The following is a 16190-nucleotide window of genomic DNA, read 5'->3' on the forward strand; positions in this document are numbered from 1 at the left end:
ATAGCTCATGGTCAATCCCGTTGAGCCAGAACTCCGTCAATAGATGATCGTGCGAGCATCAGCAGGGAATGAATGCCTCACCGCGAAATCGGGAGAGGAATTTGGCCTCCCCTACATCGACAACGAGATCAAGACCCATAAAAAGGTGATTCGATTGGCGAACGAAACAATGAATGAGGCGGACAGTCATCAGTTGCGCCAACTACTTCTACGGTCACGGCCCATACTAAAGGATCACCTGCAAGGCGAACGACTAAAAGGAGTCTCTGCATGCAAGTTCTTAGCTGGGAGGCCATTCATTGGGCCGTGAGACGGAGGGCACACAGCAGCGAGCTCGTACAGCACGAGCTCGGCTGACCAACCGTTCTTCCGGAATTCACGTCTCCTGGCCAGTAAGTGCCCTCGTACGTGAGTGTTGCCGGAGACGGCAATTTGTAAACGTCTCTTTCCCTGCAAGAGTGGGAATTTTTTACGAGCCGATGTGATGCGGCTCGCGTGTGGAGTCACTTTTCTCTTTCCCTGTTTATAGGTCCTTCCTGCAAGCGTCGTCTACCAGGCCGCAAGATTCACGTTATTCTTCATCTATTCGCTCCATTAACCACACGATGCCGAGCAACTGCTTGTATGTGCCCTCAATGCGTTGGCCACTCACCTTCGCCAAAAATGGCGGACCGCTGTAGGGCTGAAGGCGCAGATTCAGGTGGCTCAGATGGAAAGCCTCGCGGCGCCGTAAACGGAAAAACTGCTGCAAAAACCTCCTTCGGTCTTCCTTGGCAATGAAGAGGATGAGCGTCTGGCCACAGAAGGTTGCGGGAATGTTCAGCAGAGATTGAAAGGCTCCATTTATCCGAGTCATGAGCGAGTTTGAATCAGTTTCGACATAGCCCCTCCTGATCAATTCGAGGGGCCGATTCGCGGATTCAGAGCCTTGTCTTGGGCCCATGTGTTCGATTGACAGTGCGTCAATACATGCAGGCAGGACGAAGGCCAAGTCGGCTTCGTCAGCCGGGGTGAACGTCGGAGAAGACATCGTTTGAAGGGCCGCCAGTTCGGCGCGCCACTGACTAATACTCTGCTGATTAGCCCTTATCTCTTCATATCGCATGGCATATACCTTAAGCGCTGCATTGATGAAGTTCGGCTCGAGCATGGTGTCCCTCTTTACAAGCATTCGATACGAGGCCATATCATCCAGCAGTGACTTTCAGAACACGCACATCGCGAGGGAGCGGCCTAACGGTCTTTAGCGGTCGACTCAATACGGCAGATTGAGTATTTCTGGCGGGAGAAGATTGCATTCAGGGAGCAGAGCGGTTGTGTGCCAAAGTACCTCGCATTGGTAAAGTTGTATTTCCTCGTGAGGCTCAACCTGCTCGATGGTACGCGTGAGAATCCGGGATGTCGATATCGTGCCCTGACACAGGGAACCGTCTCATGGAATGCTGGTCGGATTCGGTTCACCGGGCCTGTTCTGTCGCACATGGCACACTTACACATCGTGGCCCCGTCAATGGTGAGAATTAAAGAAACACGTCGCGGGATGATAGAGTGGAAGACTCAGATATTCCCTTTCTCCCGCGGGGCTCAAACTGAATGGCTTCGATCATCAACGTATTACTCTGCTCACGTGATGCATTTTTCCAGTCAACAGCCTGCAGAGGCCTTGTGGATACCATCGTAGAAGCACGGGAAGATAGGTCATGGCCCGCACCCATTCTCCTGACCGTGCGGCATGTACCATAGCGCAGAGCAAGGGCTCACCGTACATTTGATGGCGATCGAGAAAGCCCTGCGTCCAAGCGCGCTGATACATGACATTGCCCGCGGCATCATCGATGTGTAAGTGCAGCATTTTCATGGCATACGCCAACATCAGATCCCATCGGGGCGTAATCCTCTCTCCATGCCTCCTATATTCCGCGATCACCCTGTGATGGCAATGGATCGGATGGCGACCTGCGACTCGCAAATACAGTTCTTGGTCTTCACACCTTTCAAACTCGAGTGCGAACCCCCCAAGAGCCGTGAGGACATCACGCCGAAACATGATGGCATGGATCGGCCCGATGAAATTCGTCCGCAAAAGCGTGGCGTAGTGCGTCGGCGTCGGGAGACAGTTGTGAACATGTGTGACTGACTCAGCGCCGAACCACCGGTAATCTCCACAGACAAACGCGACCTTCGGGTGAGAGTGAAACGCCTCAAGACAGCTCTGGAAATGGAGCGGAAGAAGTCGATCATCGGTGTCCAAAAATACGACATAGTTACCGGAGCAGATCTGTAAACCCTGATTGCGAGCAGCTGCTAGTCCTGTTCCCTGCAGCCTCGCATACCGAATACCGAGATAATTGCTGGCGACCTCTGCTGCACGGCCAGAGGATTCACCATCGACGATAACAATTTCATAGTCAGCGTAGGTCTGAGATGTGACACTTTCGATCGCCTCGTTGAGAAACGTGGCTCCCCTTAAATACGGAATGACAACGCTTACCACGTCCATGGTGTCTAATGTGCCGGGCGCTTTACACTTCGGATCGGTAACTAAATGCGGCCTATTACATTCCGGCTCGTTTATGGGAACTATCGTCCGCACTGTCTTTCTGTTCGTCGGGAGCGAACGACAATGAGGCCCAGTCTGCTGTCGGGATACACGTCAGTTCCCGTGCGACTGCTCGACCGATAACGACTGACGCACTCGCCCTTACTAGCCTCTACCCGGATAATACTGAGTAAGCGCTCCGCCGCTTGTCCTTTCATTCGGGTAGACTTACCATCGCCGAACACAGGAGCTGTGAGCCATGAGGGATCATGCCGTTGAGCGCCAGCACGAACGCGGGATGTTCGAACCCATGCTATCCGTCGTTGTGCCGTGCTACAACGAGGAGGCCGTCATTGAAGAAACGCATCGACGCCTGACCGATACGCTATCGCGTCTTGGATGTCACTTCGAGATCGTGTATGTCGACGACGGCAGTCGCGATCAGACGCTGTCCATGTTGAAAGTCATTCAGGCGCAGGATGACGCAGTCCGAGTGCTCTCATTTTCCCGCAATTTTGGTCACCAGATCGCCGTCTCTGCCGGTCTCGACCATGTCTCAGGAGAGATCATCATCCTTATTGATGCGGACCTTCAAGATCCGCCGGAACTCATAGGGGCCATGCTTGATAAATGGCGAGAGGGGTATGACGTGGTCTATGGCCAACGGCATTCTCGCCAAGGCGAAACATATTTTAAGGTCGCCACGGCGAGGCTCTTCTATCGCACCATTAACCGCCTCTCCGATGTCCCGATCCCCCTCGACACGGGAGATTTTCGTTTGATGAGCCGCCACGTTGTTGAGGTCTTGAAACGCATGCCAGAGCGAGATCGCTTTATCCGAGGCATGGTCAGCTGGGTGGGCTTTAGACAATGTGCCCTTCCCTATGAGCGCGCCCGGCGCCATGCCGGAGTCAGCAAATATCCTTTGAGGAAAATGATCGCCTTTGCGACGGATGGCGTCCTGTCTTTTTCCATCAAACCGTTGCGGCTTGCCTCGACGATGGGATTCATGGCGAGTGCCCTCGCCATCGTTGGCATACTCTACGCACTCATACTCCGTCTCTGGACCAGCAATTGGGTGAGCGGCTGGACCTTACTCATTATTTCTGTGCTTTTCCTGGGTGGCGTGCAATTGATGTGTTTGGGGATTGTCGGCGAGTACGTTGGACGGATTTACAGTGAAGGCAAACGGCGGCCGCTCTATTTGATTGCAGAGGCCTGTGGATTTCAATCGCACACCGAACCGGGCGCGGCTACGCATCGAACCGCCGCATCCCTTCCTGACCGCTACGGCACCTAACGGACAGAATCCACTAGTATATTCATGAACATTGTCAAGCAATCCGCTTTCTTATCGTGCCATCCCCGATCATTACTGCCTCGAGCTATAGCCATGATCAAGCTTAGGGGCAGTACGTGAGTTCAACTCGCCGTTTAATTCAACTGCTAGGAGGCCTCCTGGTGACAGGATTGTGTTTATGGTTGGTCCTCCGCCACATCGAGTGGGCAGACGCGTGGCGAACCGTGAAGAAGGCTGACAGCGGATGGCTTCTTGCGTCCCTCGTCCTATTGAGTAGTGGCTATATGTTGCGTGTCATTCGCTGGTGGCTCATGTTGCGTTATATGAGCGCCGGTCTTGGCTTGAATGCGTGCGTCGGCCCATTCTTGTCGAGCATCGCAATCAATAATGTGCTTCCCTTTCGCGCCGGTGATGTGTTGCGGACAGTAGGGTTTCGGCGGCATCTCGACATCGCGCCCATCCCGGTGATGACTACGCTTGTGCTCGAACGTCTGTTCGACCTCGCGGTACTTCTTGGATTGTTTTTTGTGGGGCTTGTTCAAGTTGACGGTCGGTTCCCTCATGCCATCGTGGTCACCACCGCCTGGATGGCGATGGGCTGTATTCTCTTGGTATTGCTTACCGTGCTGCTTCCGCACCGGCTGCACGGCCTTGCGGGAAGGCTTGTACAAATGGGAGAGCGGCGCTCATGGCGGATTGTCCGCAATATTGGGACGGGCGCCGGCCAATTCTTTTCTTCGCTGTCCATCCTGCAATCTTCACGATTGCTTGTTCAATTGCTTGTGCTCTCATTGGGCATTTGGGCCTTGGAAGGGGGCGTCTTTTTCGCAGTCGCACATGCGTTGGGAATGACAGGTCTAGGGGCAGCACCATGGTTCGCTTTGTCTACAGGAACGCTTGGGACTTTGCTGCCGAGCACACCAGGCTATGTCGGCACCTTCGATTATTTTACGATGCTTGGATTGATGGCCTATCGTGTGGACGAGCCAACAGCCGCCATCTTCGCCTTAGTCATTCATCTTGTCTTGTGGTTTCCACTGACCGTTGTCGGGTTGAGCTGGTTGATTGCCTACAAGTTGAAAGGTCCATTGCTCCACGTCGATATGGCTGCTCCGGTGAGGGATTCCCAGTGACCCATTCATCTGCCAAGATCGTGATCATCGGAGCCGGATTCAGCGGGTTGGCCGCAGCGTACGACTTGTCTCGTCGCGGATTCCAGGTGGAAGTGCTGGAGGCAGACCGCGACGTGGGCGGGCTGGCAGGAAGCTTCGACGTCGGGGGAACCCGATTGGAAAAATTCTACCATCATTGGTTTACCAATGACCGCCATGTGATGGACGTTATAGATGAACTGGGCCTGAGAAACAACGTGGTCCTCAAGCCTACGCAAACGGGCATGTACTTCGCGCACAATTTTTATCGGCTCAGTTCGCCCATGGACGTCCTTCGATTTACGCCGCTCGCCCTCATCGATCGTGTTCGCCTTGGACTTATGGTCTTGCGCGCCCGAAAGGTCAGTCATTGGAAAGAGTTGGAGGCCGTTACCGCACAAGAATGGCTTCGCGACATCGGTGGCAAGCAGGTCTATCGGATTGTCTGGGAACCACTTCTGCGCGGAAAATTTGGTCCCTATGCTGATGATATCTCCGCTGTCTGGTTCTGGAATAAGCTGAAGTTGCGAGGAGGCAGCCGCAGTAAGGGCGGGGGGGAAAGCTTAGCGTACTATCGGGGCGGATTTATCGCCCTCGCTGAAGAGATGGTCAAAGCGATCCACTCGGCCGGCGGACGGGTCCGCACCTCGGTGGCTGTGGAAAGTTTGGACGTTCGACACGGCCGCATTTCGGGTGTTGTCACGAAAGACGGAGCTATCAAAAGCGACGCCGTCATTGCGACTCCCGCCCTGCCGACAGTTGCGGACTTGGTCAGTCCCTACGTCCCCTATGACTATGTCGAAAGTCTTCGGCGCATCCAATATCTCGCCAATGTCTGTTTAGTTTTACAGTTGGACCGCAGCCTCTCCAATACGTATTGGCTCAATGTGAACGACCCCAACTTCCCGTATGTCGGCGTGATTGAGCACACTAATTTTCAGCCGTCGGACACGTACGCAGGACGTCACATCGTGTACCTGTCCAAGTATGCTCCGGAAGATGCGGAGCTTGTCCGGATGACGGACGAAGAAGTGTTTGAATTCTCGGTCCCCCACATCCAACGTATGTTCCCTCATTTCGAACGATCGTGGGTAAAAGACTACCATGTCTGGCGTGCGCGGTATGCGCAGCCAGTTGTCGTGCGGCATTACAGCAAGTTGATTCCGGACGTGCGGACACCGATTAAAGGTCTCTACCTGTGTTCGATGGCTCAGGTCTATCCAGAAGACCGAGGCACCAACTATGCGATCCGAGAGGGACGCAAAGCGGCCCGTATGGTTGGGGAGGAATTTGCCGTACCCGTAGATCGGTGAACACTTCACGAATGCCTTCTCCATCGTGATCGCCGAACTTATAGCTTAGAGAAGGATTTTTCGTGTTGAATAAATGGCCAGCCGCTTCAAATGGAAGACGGTTCCGCCGCCACACTTGGGCGCTGTCATTGTGCGGTTTTTCAATTGCCGATTATGCTTTGCCGGCGAACGGTTTAAGCGAGCGTTGATGATCCGGGTCGCCTTCAACGGCGATGTGATTCCCTACGGAATGACTTTTTACCCGTCGTACTACTGACATAAATAGACTCCCTAGACCCATTATCAATGCCGTAAACCTCACTATCTTGTGGGGTCTTGTAGTTCATCGATGTCTCGACTTTAGGCATTGGCCCTATGAAGTGTTTCAGGGTCGAAAAGGATTGCGGTCATGTGCCTCATGGAAGAACAATCTGGTTCAGGGCCTCTATATGAACCTGTTTTTTGACACGAGAGAAGAATGCGGTAACCAAGTTTATGAGAACACATGAAAACACCATAGTAAACGACCAGGCTCCTCGACTGACCGCCGAAGTGACGGAAGAAGACAGGTTCAAGAGTATGGAATGGGCCCTTGTCGGCGTGTTGTTTGCCTGGACTATCGGGCTCCAGGTCGTCGAATGGCCGGCTTTGATCTACCCGACCTTCGATTCGAACTTCTATCATGACTCGGCAGTCTTTGGCCTCGCCGGACAGCTCTTGCGACACGGCGGGATCCCGCACGTTACCTTCTGGGATCATAAACCTCCCTTGATTCACTTCATGAATGCTGTAGGGCTTTTTCTGAGTGGAGGGCATGTGTGGGGAATTTGGATGGTTGGGCTAACGGCGATGCTGAGTGGTTTGCTAGTCGCCTATGTTGCGATGCGTAAGTTTTTTGGGCCTGCAGCTGCGATCTTCGGCGTCGCTTTTTTCGCCTTTGGAATTCACCGAGGCCATGGAGCCAATGTAACTGAACTGTATGCGGTTCCACTGCAGTTCGCTGCCACGCTGATCTTGATCCGATTGAGAGCAACGGACGAACGGTGTTTTTTCACTGGCGTTTTGCTGGGTGTGCTCGCGGGTTTGGCTTTCCTCCTCCGGGCCAATCTTATCGGTGCGATGATCAGCGTCGGACTTGTACTGACCACTACTCTGTTGTGGCGCTGGCAATTTTCGTCCTGGTTGCGATTTATGGCTGGTGGGCTCAGCGGAGTAGTCCTTGTCATATCGCCACTCATTCTATATCTCTGGTTGGCAGACGCCTTCTATGCTTTTTGGGATCAAGCGTTTCACTACAACTTCATTTATTCCAGTAAGTCTTGGGAGATAAGGGTTCATGCAGCCTTGACCGGACTCCAATTTTCTTCTCTGTACGCTCCTCTTTTCATTCCAATTGCCGGCTGGCTAATCGCACTCTCACGGCTTAATCCCCGGGGGCAGACCAACTATCAATGGTCCATAGCTCTGTTTATCGTTATTTGGCTACCGGTCGAAATAGTGTTCGCCTCTCTGGCAGGCCGCGACTACGGCCATTATTTCATACCGCTTCTTCCGCCCCTGTCTTTTTTGGCAGCCTTTCTGGTGTCGGAAATTGCGACCTATGCTGAAACGTCTTTCCAACGTCAGCGCCAGCAGCAGTATGTCATCATTGCCGCATTAATCGCCCTGGCCATTGTTCCTATTGCCGATGCCGCTGCGCACGTCAAAGATCACGGGTTGCCTCGACAGCATATGGATGACATCGCTCCCGTTGTTGATTATGTGCGATGTCATACACGCCCGGATGAATCCATTTTTATATGGGGACACGCTGCGGCTGTGTATTTTTTCTCCGATCGACGACCGGCAAGTAGGTATATTTATCCTTTGCCGCTACTGACACCAAATTACGCAGACGCACCTTTGATCCAGGGATTCCTCACTGAGCTCAAAAAGACAGCGCCTACCATAATTATTGACGCGACAGCTGGGGAAGACGTGGTGCCTCCGTTGGATCAGTGGGATCCAGACTGGAGGTTTCCCTCCACCGGCAGTGAGCCAAGTTACTGGACGATGACCCCCGAGTTGAAACACTTCTATGATTATATTTGGGACCATTATACCGTAACGGATACGATCGGAAGATTGGGATGGAAGGTCTATAGGTCGCGTTCACCTCTTCCTAGCACGGGAATGTGCCGCTAGGTCGAGTTACGGGCAAAGTAGATGGAATGATGGTTGCGTTTGGGACAATGCTGAGACCGGTTGATTTGCCGAGGGAAAAAGAGACCCCGTCCGCACAGCCACATCAGTATGTTCCAGTGTGGATTGCCGCTGCACTCTTGATTGGATTTATCGTGAGGGCCGTTCATATTGTTTCTGCCGATTTTCCCTTAAACGACGGCGGGCTCTTCTATGTAATGGTTCAGGAGCTCGAACACGCTCATTACCGCCTTCCCGACTTCACCTCGTACAATTCACTTGGGATCCCGTTCGCATATCCGCCGCTGGGATTTTATATCGCAGGAGTTTTGGATCAGCTCGCCCCCTTGAGTCTGATTGATATCTTTCGCCTCCTTCCGCTCATCGTAACCACCCTTACCATTGTGGCGTTCGCGCTCCTCGCCCGTGATCTGCTCGGAGGTAACACAACTACGATCGCCGCTGTGTTTGCGTTTGCGCTGATTCCTCGCAGTTTCATATGGCTACTCATGGGTGGAGGGGTCACGCGTTCATTTGGCTTTCTCTTTGCCATCTTGGCCCTGCACCAGGTCTATCGTATGTATACCCGGCAGAGCTGGACGTTCTTCGTGCCGGCGTCGCTGTTCGGAGCTCTGACTCTCATGAGCCATCTTGGGACGGCGCCCTTTTTGGCTTTTAGCATCGCCCTGTTCTTCCTCGCGTATGGCCGCCATAAGCATGGCGTCCTCAGTTCTATCGCATTGGGCATAGGAATGCTGGCGGTCTCGGCGCCCTGGTGGGCGACGATCGTCGCAACACACGGTTTTGGACCCTTCCTTGCCGCCAACGCGACAGGGAGTTCCATCTTCTCTGACAGTGACGCGCGTCGCGCGACACTTGGCTGGCTGGCTCATCTAGGCGTCGGATCCTCGAGTGGCGGATCGACGGCTGAGCCGCTCTTCCCGATTCTTGGTACCTTGGCTCTTCTCGGCGCATTGTATAGCGTGAGTCGGAAGAGTTTTCTACTCCCCGCTTGGTGGCTCACCATTATCATGTTCGACACTCGTGCCGGAGCGACCTATGCAGTCGTCCCTGTGGCCATGCTGGCAGGCCTGGGAATCACTCATGTCCTTTTACCTGTTTTAACTGGTAGCCGAGACCAGGAGTCGACTCTGATTCGCACGAATACTAACGTGCACGAACGCCTGCGGGTAGAACGGAGAGCATCATGGCGTAGCACTCTTCAGCCACACTGGTTCACGATCCTGTTGTGCGTTTTTATTTTCAGCTATGCCGTGCTGGGAGCCGTTTCGACAAAACTCACGCCGGCGTCCGAGACACGCAACTTAGCCACCCTCTCCAAAGAGGAACGGGCAGCGATGCGGTGGGTCGCCGCCACGACCCCTCCGTCAAGCCGTTTTGTGGTGGTACCTGAGAATGAGTGGACAGGATGGAATATAAGCAAGACTTCGGAATGGTTCCCGGTGCTTGCTGAGCGACAGAGTCTCGGCACTGTGCAGGGCTATGAATGGCTTCCAAATGGAGGGTTTCGGCAACAAGTGGACCATTTTAAGGTGCTTAGAAAATGTGCAAGCAGTACCGTGAAGTGCCTTGATGACTGGTCAAGACAAACCGGTATGGAATTTACCCATGTGTACATTTCTCAACCATCGCTCTCAACGGCCGAATCCTATCTTCTCTGTTGTGAACTTCTCATCAGCAGTCTTAAAGATGATCCTCGCTACGAGTTGCTTTACTCGGGTCCAGGCGCCGTGGTTTTCGCCCGACGATAAGGCCTTACTGCAACTCATGATTGCATTGAAATGTTGGTGAACCGCTTCGGCTAACTGATGTGTTCCGATAGCAAAGAGGAGTGAGCGCTTAGACAAACGGAAGGAACGTGCTTTTATCGAAGAAACGGAGTCCGACTTGAAAGTTCATCGCTTAGAGTCCATAGCCCTTTTTCTGTGGGGGCTATGGCTAGCCATGATCGATTTTATCCAATGGCCGGTTTGGCTTTACCAAAGCTTTCCGAAGTTTAATAAGGCCAACGCGTTCATGGACGCCGCAGTTTTTGCAGTAGCCGGAGATTTACTCCGACAAGGTGGAGCACCTTACCTAAGCTACTGGGATCATAAACCACCCTTCATCCACCTCCTTAATGCTGTCGGTATTGCCATGACAAACGGTAGGCTCTGGGGCATATGGGTCCTAAGCTTCGCTGCTTTGCTGGCTGCGCTCTTCCTTTGCTATTTCACATTGCGATCGGCCTTTGGCGTGCCTGCTGCTATTGTCGGAACGACTTTTTTCGTCGGCGGTCTGCCTGCTGTTTGGGCTCCAGATGTCACGGAAGAGTATGCTTTACCTCTGCAGTGGGCGGCTGTTTTCGTACTGGCTCGATGGAGAGAGTCTCACGAGAAAGACTTTCATTATGGTTCCTTGTTAGGGATCCTTGCCGCGTTAGGGTTTCTGTTACGTCCCAATTTGATTGGAACGATGATAGCTGTTCTGGGAGTAGTGATCCTTCTCCTTCTTATAGAGAGACATTTTGTCGGCCTTCGGAATTTCATTCTTGGCGTAGTGACCGCATTTATCGGGATGGCGCTTATCGTACTTTTGTATCTTTCAATCGAGGGAGCACTATTTGATTTTTGGGATCAAGTCTTCCACTACAATTTCATCTACGCCGCGAGCAATTGGAAGCTGAGGGTGAGGGTAGCCTATTATGGTCTCTTCGCCGCCACCGTTTACGTGCCCCTTTTGCTGCCGCTGGCGGGGCTATTCCTTGCTCTATACCGGTTCAAGGAAGCGGTGACAAACATACCTTCAGAAGGCTTCGTTATCCTGGCACTGATATGGCTGCCGTTGGAACTCTTTCTCGATTCTCTAGCGGGTCGCGAATATGGTCACTATTTTATGACCCTTCTTCCACCATTGTCGTTTCTGACAGGTTACCTGGCAAGGGAGCTCTTCCCTACAAACACTTCCATTGCAATACCACCTGCGGTCATCCCGATCGCCGCGGCTCTGATGGTCATACCTGTTTTATCGACAATCGTCACCATAAAAGAGAACGGTATTCGGCCCAAACGTCTGGACCTCCTTACACCCGTCATCAAGTATATTCACGAACACACGAGCCAAACGGATACAATTTTCGTGTGGGGGCAAGCACCTGATCTTTATTTTCTTTCGGATCGCCGCCCGGCTACACGTTTCATTTATCCATTTCCTCTTCTCACATCCGGATATACGGACGAAGCCGTGGTTCAACAGTTGATGGATGATTTTTCGAAATCCCCGCCTGAACTCATTATAGACATGTCCGGTGAGAACAATGATAAAGGTGACACGGCCTCCGATAAAGAACCGACGGGAGATGGCCTGGTGCCAGCATTATCAGATTGGAATCCAGACTGGCGACATCCTGATCCTCGCAAACCAGAATTTGCATGGTGGGGCACTCGCCCAAGTTGGTGGGCAATATCTCCTGCCATGAAACGCTTGTACGACTATGTCGCTGAACGCTATGCTCCGGTTGGGTATGTGGGACCGCGTAAATGGATTGTCTATAGGCTTCGAGCCTAGGGCTTAGCCGGCAGGAAGACACTGATGGATCGACACCGTAAGCGGCCTGATCATATTCCATTGCAGTCAGTAGGAAATGCCTCCAGCGTTGTACGGGGCAAGTTCAGTCCCCTCTCGGCACATGCATCCTCTTGGCTGTCTACTTCATGTTTTCATTGCCTGCGCCTCCACACTGCCAAGATTGATTTTCCGATTGAATAGCGCAGGAGTGGATCGATAACTCTGGACAGCGGTACGAGCACGCCATCCCAAAATCTAATCTGCAACGTCCCGGGTGTTCCGCTCTTCAGCAACATTCGATTACCGAATGAGGCAATGGCTCCAATCGAATCCATATACAGGTGTCTTTCAACTTTGAGTCCCTGCGGCATCAATGCTTGCAAACTTTTTTTGTTATACCGTCGAAAGTGGCCGACAGCCCGGTCGAACGGAGAGAAGAGAAATTGGTGTGCCGGGGCCAAAACTATAAGAGTGCCATTCGGTTTTAGGTGAGCGGCAGCTGTCACCAACTCAGCTCGATCATCTTCAATATGCTCTAAGACATCAATGTAGAGTATTGAGTCAAAAGTTAATCGGGGGTTCAAGTTTTGCAGTGATCCTAAGACCACATCGCACTCGAGCTGTGCCAGTTTAGCATCACGGATCAATGCGCGAGCGAGCGCCGGATCAGGCTCCAAGCAAGTCCATCGACTCTGCCCGGGTCCGCGCAAGAATCGCGTTGTAGCACCAATGCCTGCACCGACTTCCAATACATCACCGAGAAGGTACGAACGAATCTGCGATCCAATGTAGGATTTCCAGTTTATCGCACGCGCAAACGTTTCCAACTCCGAGCCGACATACCTAAACTGCGTCATTGGAAAAGACTCTTTTCACTCGTTCAATAAATAAAGGACATTCCCGAAGGGGTATGACCGTAGAGCTGGAACGGCTGTATAAAATCACAAATACCAGCAGAAAGCCTATCACGAGTGTTTGGAGCACCATAATAAACAGCAATCCTGTCGTGAATGTGGCCCATCCTGGAATAGCCAGATTAGTCAGTAGACGAACAAGAATGGTGCTGGTGATTAAGCCTATAACGACGGCAATGAAGACAGAAGCCGCAATGAGCAAGCGCACCCCAACAATTTGCCCATATACCGAAATGGCACTGAGTCCATGAATGATCAACGAAACAAAGCTCATTTTGGATTGTCCGGCAATCCGCTTGCCGCGAGCTGTCGGCACCGTGCTATATGGCAGCCTTGCATTAAAGACGGCCGCCGCATAGTGGTTCCATATTTCAGAGATGATCACAAGGCGACTTACGACCGTTGAGGGCACAATACTAAAATTGCCGACTCGGACCTTGATGCCTGTGAGTCCAAAATGGACTATCTTATAGAGCCCGTAGAATAGTTTGAACGTGACACTTTCGGCTCGTTTTGTTCGCTCGGCAAAGATAATATGCGTTCCTCCTTCTCTTCGAAACATTTCTATCAGTAACGGCACATCTCCCGGGGCATCTTCCCCATCTCCATCCATGATGAGGACTGGCCGGCCCGGCATGCTGCCGTGCACAAAAACAAGTCCTGTCGCAATGGCTCGCTGATGGCCCAAGTTTCTTTTCAACGTCAGCACATCGACATGTCCTATGACATGCAGCCCCTTCTCAAGAAAGAGCGAAGGTATGGGCAGGCTCGATCCATCATCGACCAAGAGGACATCGGAGCATATACCCTTCGCGTTGAGCGCCCTATCAAGCTCATAGAGAAGTGTCTCGACAGGGCCCCAGTCGTTATACACCGGAATGAGGATTACAACAGCCTCGCCGTCCCCACTATCTTTCAAAGATGTTCCTCCGATATCGAGGACTCGCCATTGGTGCGGTTTGCCTCTTGACTCTTGCGCCCCTCGGCGTCGTTGCGAAGTCTCCGGCAATGAAATACTTTGCTTGAATAATTGGCATAGGAAGGGCTTTCTTTGAATACCCAACTTTCCGGGTGTTTCCAAATCGGGTCGGTGTCCTTCACCACTAAGGCTGTAATACCAAACCGGCGACATATCTCCGAGGCGGCCTTCACATCGGTAGAACCTGAAGAAAACACTGGCGCCACCGCGTTCATCACCGGGTGATACATGCCAGGCGGTACACCAAAGAGGGTTCCATACACATCGTCCGCCGCCACTACTTGCCGATACCCATACAACCCACTGGGTAGATCTATATATACGTTAGGATTGTGCTGCAGGACGGCGGATTGTGGGAGCTCATTATCAATCCACTGATACGCCTGCCGAAAGTCGTAATACCGACGACCCAAATCCTGCTCGTCTAAAAAGCCATGCATCCGGTACCCCGGTAGCTGAAGATCCCCAGACATTGGATAGAGTTTCATCATCACCACGTCATATAAGACGGGTGCTGTTCCGAGTAACAGGATTACAAGCAACAGCGTTACCCTCTTTCCCGACAGCCGCACTTGAGGAATGGCGACATTATCAGTATGTGAATCAAAGACTGATTGGACAACCGGAGCCGCCCAGATAAGAAGGGTGAATTGTGTGAACATCGCACTCCGCCATCCAAGGTCATTATTGGCTATGTTAGAACGCAGAAATGTCGCGATTGCGATGGCTGATATCGCCAGCGTGAGAAACGCGATCTCATTGCGATGCAGCGGATCCTTTAAGCGGACGCGCCACTTCCAATAGAAGACGCCGGCGAGGGCAAAAACTCCGAATTCGATGAAGTAGTTTACCGGCAGAGCCAAAAGGTCGATTGCCTGCAACAAGAGAGAATCTATCTCATGGCGCCTCATCACGTCGTAAATGGGCATGAAATGCCGTACCGAAACTGCAATAGGCGAGACATGAATGAAATTTGCCCTCTGAAGATCGAGCAGATATGGAATTGATAGACAGAATGCAAGAACGGCAACCCATATCCCGCTCCGTGCCTCCATGTGCCATCCCTTGATCAGGGAAAGCATGACCCACGCTACCCAGAAGACCGCGAACGTAAATGTTACCCAAATGGATAGTCCGAGCGCAGAAAAGAATGCCAATCCACAGACGACTATCATGAGTACCCGCTTACCCAAGTTATGAACGTGAATTAGGCTGCTGAAAACAAGAAATGCGGTCAACGCGGCGATGAACCCGGCAACATGGTGCGGCACCCATAGAATGGCAGTGGGCCAGGCGGTGACTTGCTCGTTCCACCATTCTGCAGTGGGATACAGGAAGATTTGTCCTTCAACATAGTGGCTGACATATTTGATAAACAGCGGTACGATATCCAATCCGCTGACAAGAAGGAGCGCGGGCGCTACAAAGACAGACCAGTCACTCGCCAAATGACGAGGTCTGGCTAAGAATCGAACATAGAGTGCGACAATGGCAACCACACCAGCGCCGATCCATGCAGTCCCTGCAATGACGGCCGCGCGAGGCTCGATTACAACTGCTCCCAGGAGGCCTACCAGACTGCATGTCAGAAACCAAAAGTAATAATAGTACAACTCCAACGGATGGCCAGGGTAGAAACTGGGGTTGATGGGCGGTACACCAGTGCGCATGATTGAACTTGTGACAGCCACACGCATAGCGTAATCGTAAGAGACCACATTAGGGTAAAGATGCCCGCTCATTTCAAAGTCGCTCAGTAAAAATATCGCGATACCCATCCAAGCTATAATAGTGATCGTCGAACGCCGCACGAGACGGCTGACTTCCATGGGCGGCCATCCCCTATTTGAAAAGCCCCTCATTCCGACGAATGCCAAAAAGACCAGTGCTCCTATCACAAATACTGCGCATGCGACCTTGAGCGAGAAGAAACGCGAGAGGAGATACGCCAGACCGGGGGTTACTGAAATCGATAATACCAGTGCAAGGGCTACGCGCGTCGGCAAGCTGCGTAACCGAAATTCCCAGATATCAAGGGCATTGGCGATAATATAACCAGGCAATAGCAGAAACACCGGAAACATGCACGCCGCTAGTACACTGCTTACGATGTCCTGAAGAAAGAAATTCACCTGTGAGTGGTCGCTATTGTTTGATGGGCCTTGCCGTTGTCAATTCGGGAGATGATATGGGTCATGCCGGTAATTTTGCGCATGATAGTTATGTCGATACTTGGACTTTATTTAACGCTAAGACGGTGGCGTATC

The 16190-nt window shown here is 52.2% G+C and carries 12 protein-coding genes; 7 read left to right on the forward strand and 5 right to left on the reverse strand.

What is annotated here, in order from left to right:
* The first annotated feature begins 43 nt into the window (after positions 1–43).
* Positions 44–310: a DUF4142 domain-containing protein gene (locus tag ACWHYZ_RS13890; protein WP_447983283.1), complete on the forward strand. Its 267-nt coding sequence runs from the start codon at positions 44–46 to the stop codon at positions 308–310.
* Between the two features lie 261 nt (positions 311–571).
* On the opposite strand, the gene ACWHYZ_RS13895 is transcribed toward ACWHYZ_RS13890, so the two are convergent.
* Both ACWHYZ_RS13895 and ACWHYZ_RS13900 read right to left on the reverse strand, forming a co-directional pair.
* Positions 572–1150 carry a PAS domain-containing protein gene (locus ACWHYZ_RS13895; RefSeq protein ID WP_447983284.1) on the reverse strand — a complete coding sequence of 193 codons (579 nt, stop codon included), beginning with the start codon at positions 1148–1150 and terminating at the stop codon, positions 572–574.
* 456 nt (positions 1151–1606) lie between these two features.
* Positions 1607–2500: a glycosyltransferase gene (locus tag ACWHYZ_RS13900; protein WP_447983285.1), complete on the reverse strand. Its 894-nt coding sequence runs from the start codon at positions 2498–2500 to the stop codon at positions 1607–1609.
* 298 nt (positions 2501–2798) lie between these two features.
* Here ACWHYZ_RS13900 and ACWHYZ_RS13905 point away from each other — a divergent pair, with 298 nt between their 5' ends.
* The 6 genes from ACWHYZ_RS13905 to ACWHYZ_RS13930 all read left to right on the forward strand — a co-directional run bounded on the left by ACWHYZ_RS13905 (position 2799) and on the right by ACWHYZ_RS13930 (position 12030).
* Positions 2799–3839: a glycosyltransferase family 2 protein gene (locus ACWHYZ_RS13905; protein ID WP_447983286.1), complete on the forward strand. Its 1041-nt coding sequence runs from the start codon at positions 2799–2801 to the stop codon at positions 3837–3839.
* Between the two features lie 161 nt (positions 3840–4000).
* A complete protein-coding gene (locus ACWHYZ_RS13910; RefSeq protein WP_447983287.1) occupies positions 4001–4972 on the forward strand; it encodes a lysylphosphatidylglycerol synthase transmembrane domain-containing protein in 972 nt (323 codons plus the stop codon).
* Positions 4969–6303 (forward strand): NAD(P)/FAD-dependent oxidoreductase, encoded by a 1335-nt coding sequence (locus ACWHYZ_RS13915; RefSeq protein WP_447983288.1) that lies wholly within the window; start codon positions 4969–4971, stop codon positions 6301–6303. The genes ACWHYZ_RS13910 and ACWHYZ_RS13915 overlap by 4 nt, the downstream gene beginning before the upstream one ends.
* Before the next feature lie 441 nt (positions 6304–6744).
* A complete protein-coding gene (locus tag ACWHYZ_RS13920) occupies positions 6745–8466 on the forward strand; it encodes an ArnT family glycosyltransferase (protein WP_447983289.1) in 1722 nt (573 codons plus the stop codon).
* Between the two features lie 26 nt (positions 8467–8492).
* The gene (locus ACWHYZ_RS13925) at positions 8493–10235 is read left to right on the forward strand and encodes an ArnT family glycosyltransferase (protein ID WP_447983290.1); all 1743 of its coding nucleotides are present in this window, start codon (positions 8493–8495) and stop codon (positions 10233–10235) included.
* A 193-nt stretch (positions 10236–10428) separates the two neighbouring features.
* Positions 10429–12030 (forward strand): glycosyltransferase family 39 protein, encoded by a 1602-nt coding sequence (locus ACWHYZ_RS13930; protein ID WP_447983291.1) that lies wholly within the window; start codon positions 10429–10431, stop codon positions 12028–12030.
* A 152-nt stretch (positions 12031–12182) separates the two neighbouring features.
* On the opposite strand, the gene ACWHYZ_RS13935 is transcribed toward ACWHYZ_RS13930, so the two are convergent.
* From ACWHYZ_RS13935 to ACWHYZ_RS13945, 3 genes are read right to left on the reverse strand one after another with little or no spacing between them, the layout of a single operon-like run.
* Entirely contained in the window at positions 12183–12887 is a 705-nt protein-coding gene (locus tag ACWHYZ_RS13935) for a class I SAM-dependent methyltransferase (RefSeq protein ID WP_447983292.1), read from the reverse strand.
* A complete protein-coding gene (locus tag ACWHYZ_RS13940) occupies positions 12874–13863 on the reverse strand; it encodes a glycosyltransferase (RefSeq protein WP_447983293.1) in 990 nt (329 codons plus the stop codon). Before ACWHYZ_RS13940 ends, ACWHYZ_RS13935 begins: the two co-directional genes overlap by 14 nt.
* A complete protein-coding gene (locus tag ACWHYZ_RS13945) occupies positions 13860–16007 on the reverse strand; it encodes a hypothetical protein (RefSeq protein WP_447983294.1) in 2148 nt (715 codons plus the stop codon). The genes ACWHYZ_RS13940 and ACWHYZ_RS13945 overlap by 4 nt, the downstream gene beginning before the upstream one ends.
* Between the last annotated feature and the right edge of the window lie 183 nt (positions 16008–16190).

This window comes from Nitrospira sp. Nam74 (assembly GCF_965152615.1).

What these genes read in the sequence shown, in the direction of transcription:
- ACWHYZ_RS13925 (WP_447983290.1), top strand. Translation starts at nt 8,493, where the DNA reads ATGATGGTTGCGTTTGGGACAATGCTGAGACCGGTTGATTTGCCGAGG.
- ACWHYZ_RS13900 (WP_447983285.1), bottom strand. Translation starts at nt 2,500, where the DNA reads ATGGACGTGGTAAGCGTTGTCATTCCGTATTTAAGGGGAGCCACGTTT.
- ACWHYZ_RS13930 (WP_447983291.1), top strand. Translation starts at nt 10,429, where the DNA reads ATGATCGATTTTATCCAATGGCCGGTTTGGCTTTACCAAAGCTTTCCG.
- ACWHYZ_RS13935 (WP_447983292.1), bottom strand. Translation starts at nt 12,887, where the DNA reads ATGACGCAGTTTAGGTATGTCGGCTCGGAGTTGGAAACGTTTGCGCGT.
- ACWHYZ_RS13895 (WP_447983284.1), bottom strand. Translation starts at nt 1,150, where the DNA reads ATGCTCGAGCCGAACTTCATCAATGCAGCGCTTAAGGTATATGCCATG.
- ACWHYZ_RS13945 (WP_447983294.1), bottom strand. Translation starts at nt 16,007, where the DNA reads ATGTTTCCGGTGTTTCTGCTATTGCCTGGTTATATTATCGCCAATGCC.
- ACWHYZ_RS13905 (WP_447983286.1), top strand. Translation starts at nt 2,799, where the DNA reads ATGAGGGATCATGCCGTTGAGCGCCAGCACGAACGCGGGATGTTCGAA.
- ACWHYZ_RS13890 (WP_447983283.1), top strand. Translation starts at nt 44, where the DNA reads ATGATCGTGCGAGCATCAGCAGGGAATGAATGCCTCACCGCGAAATCG.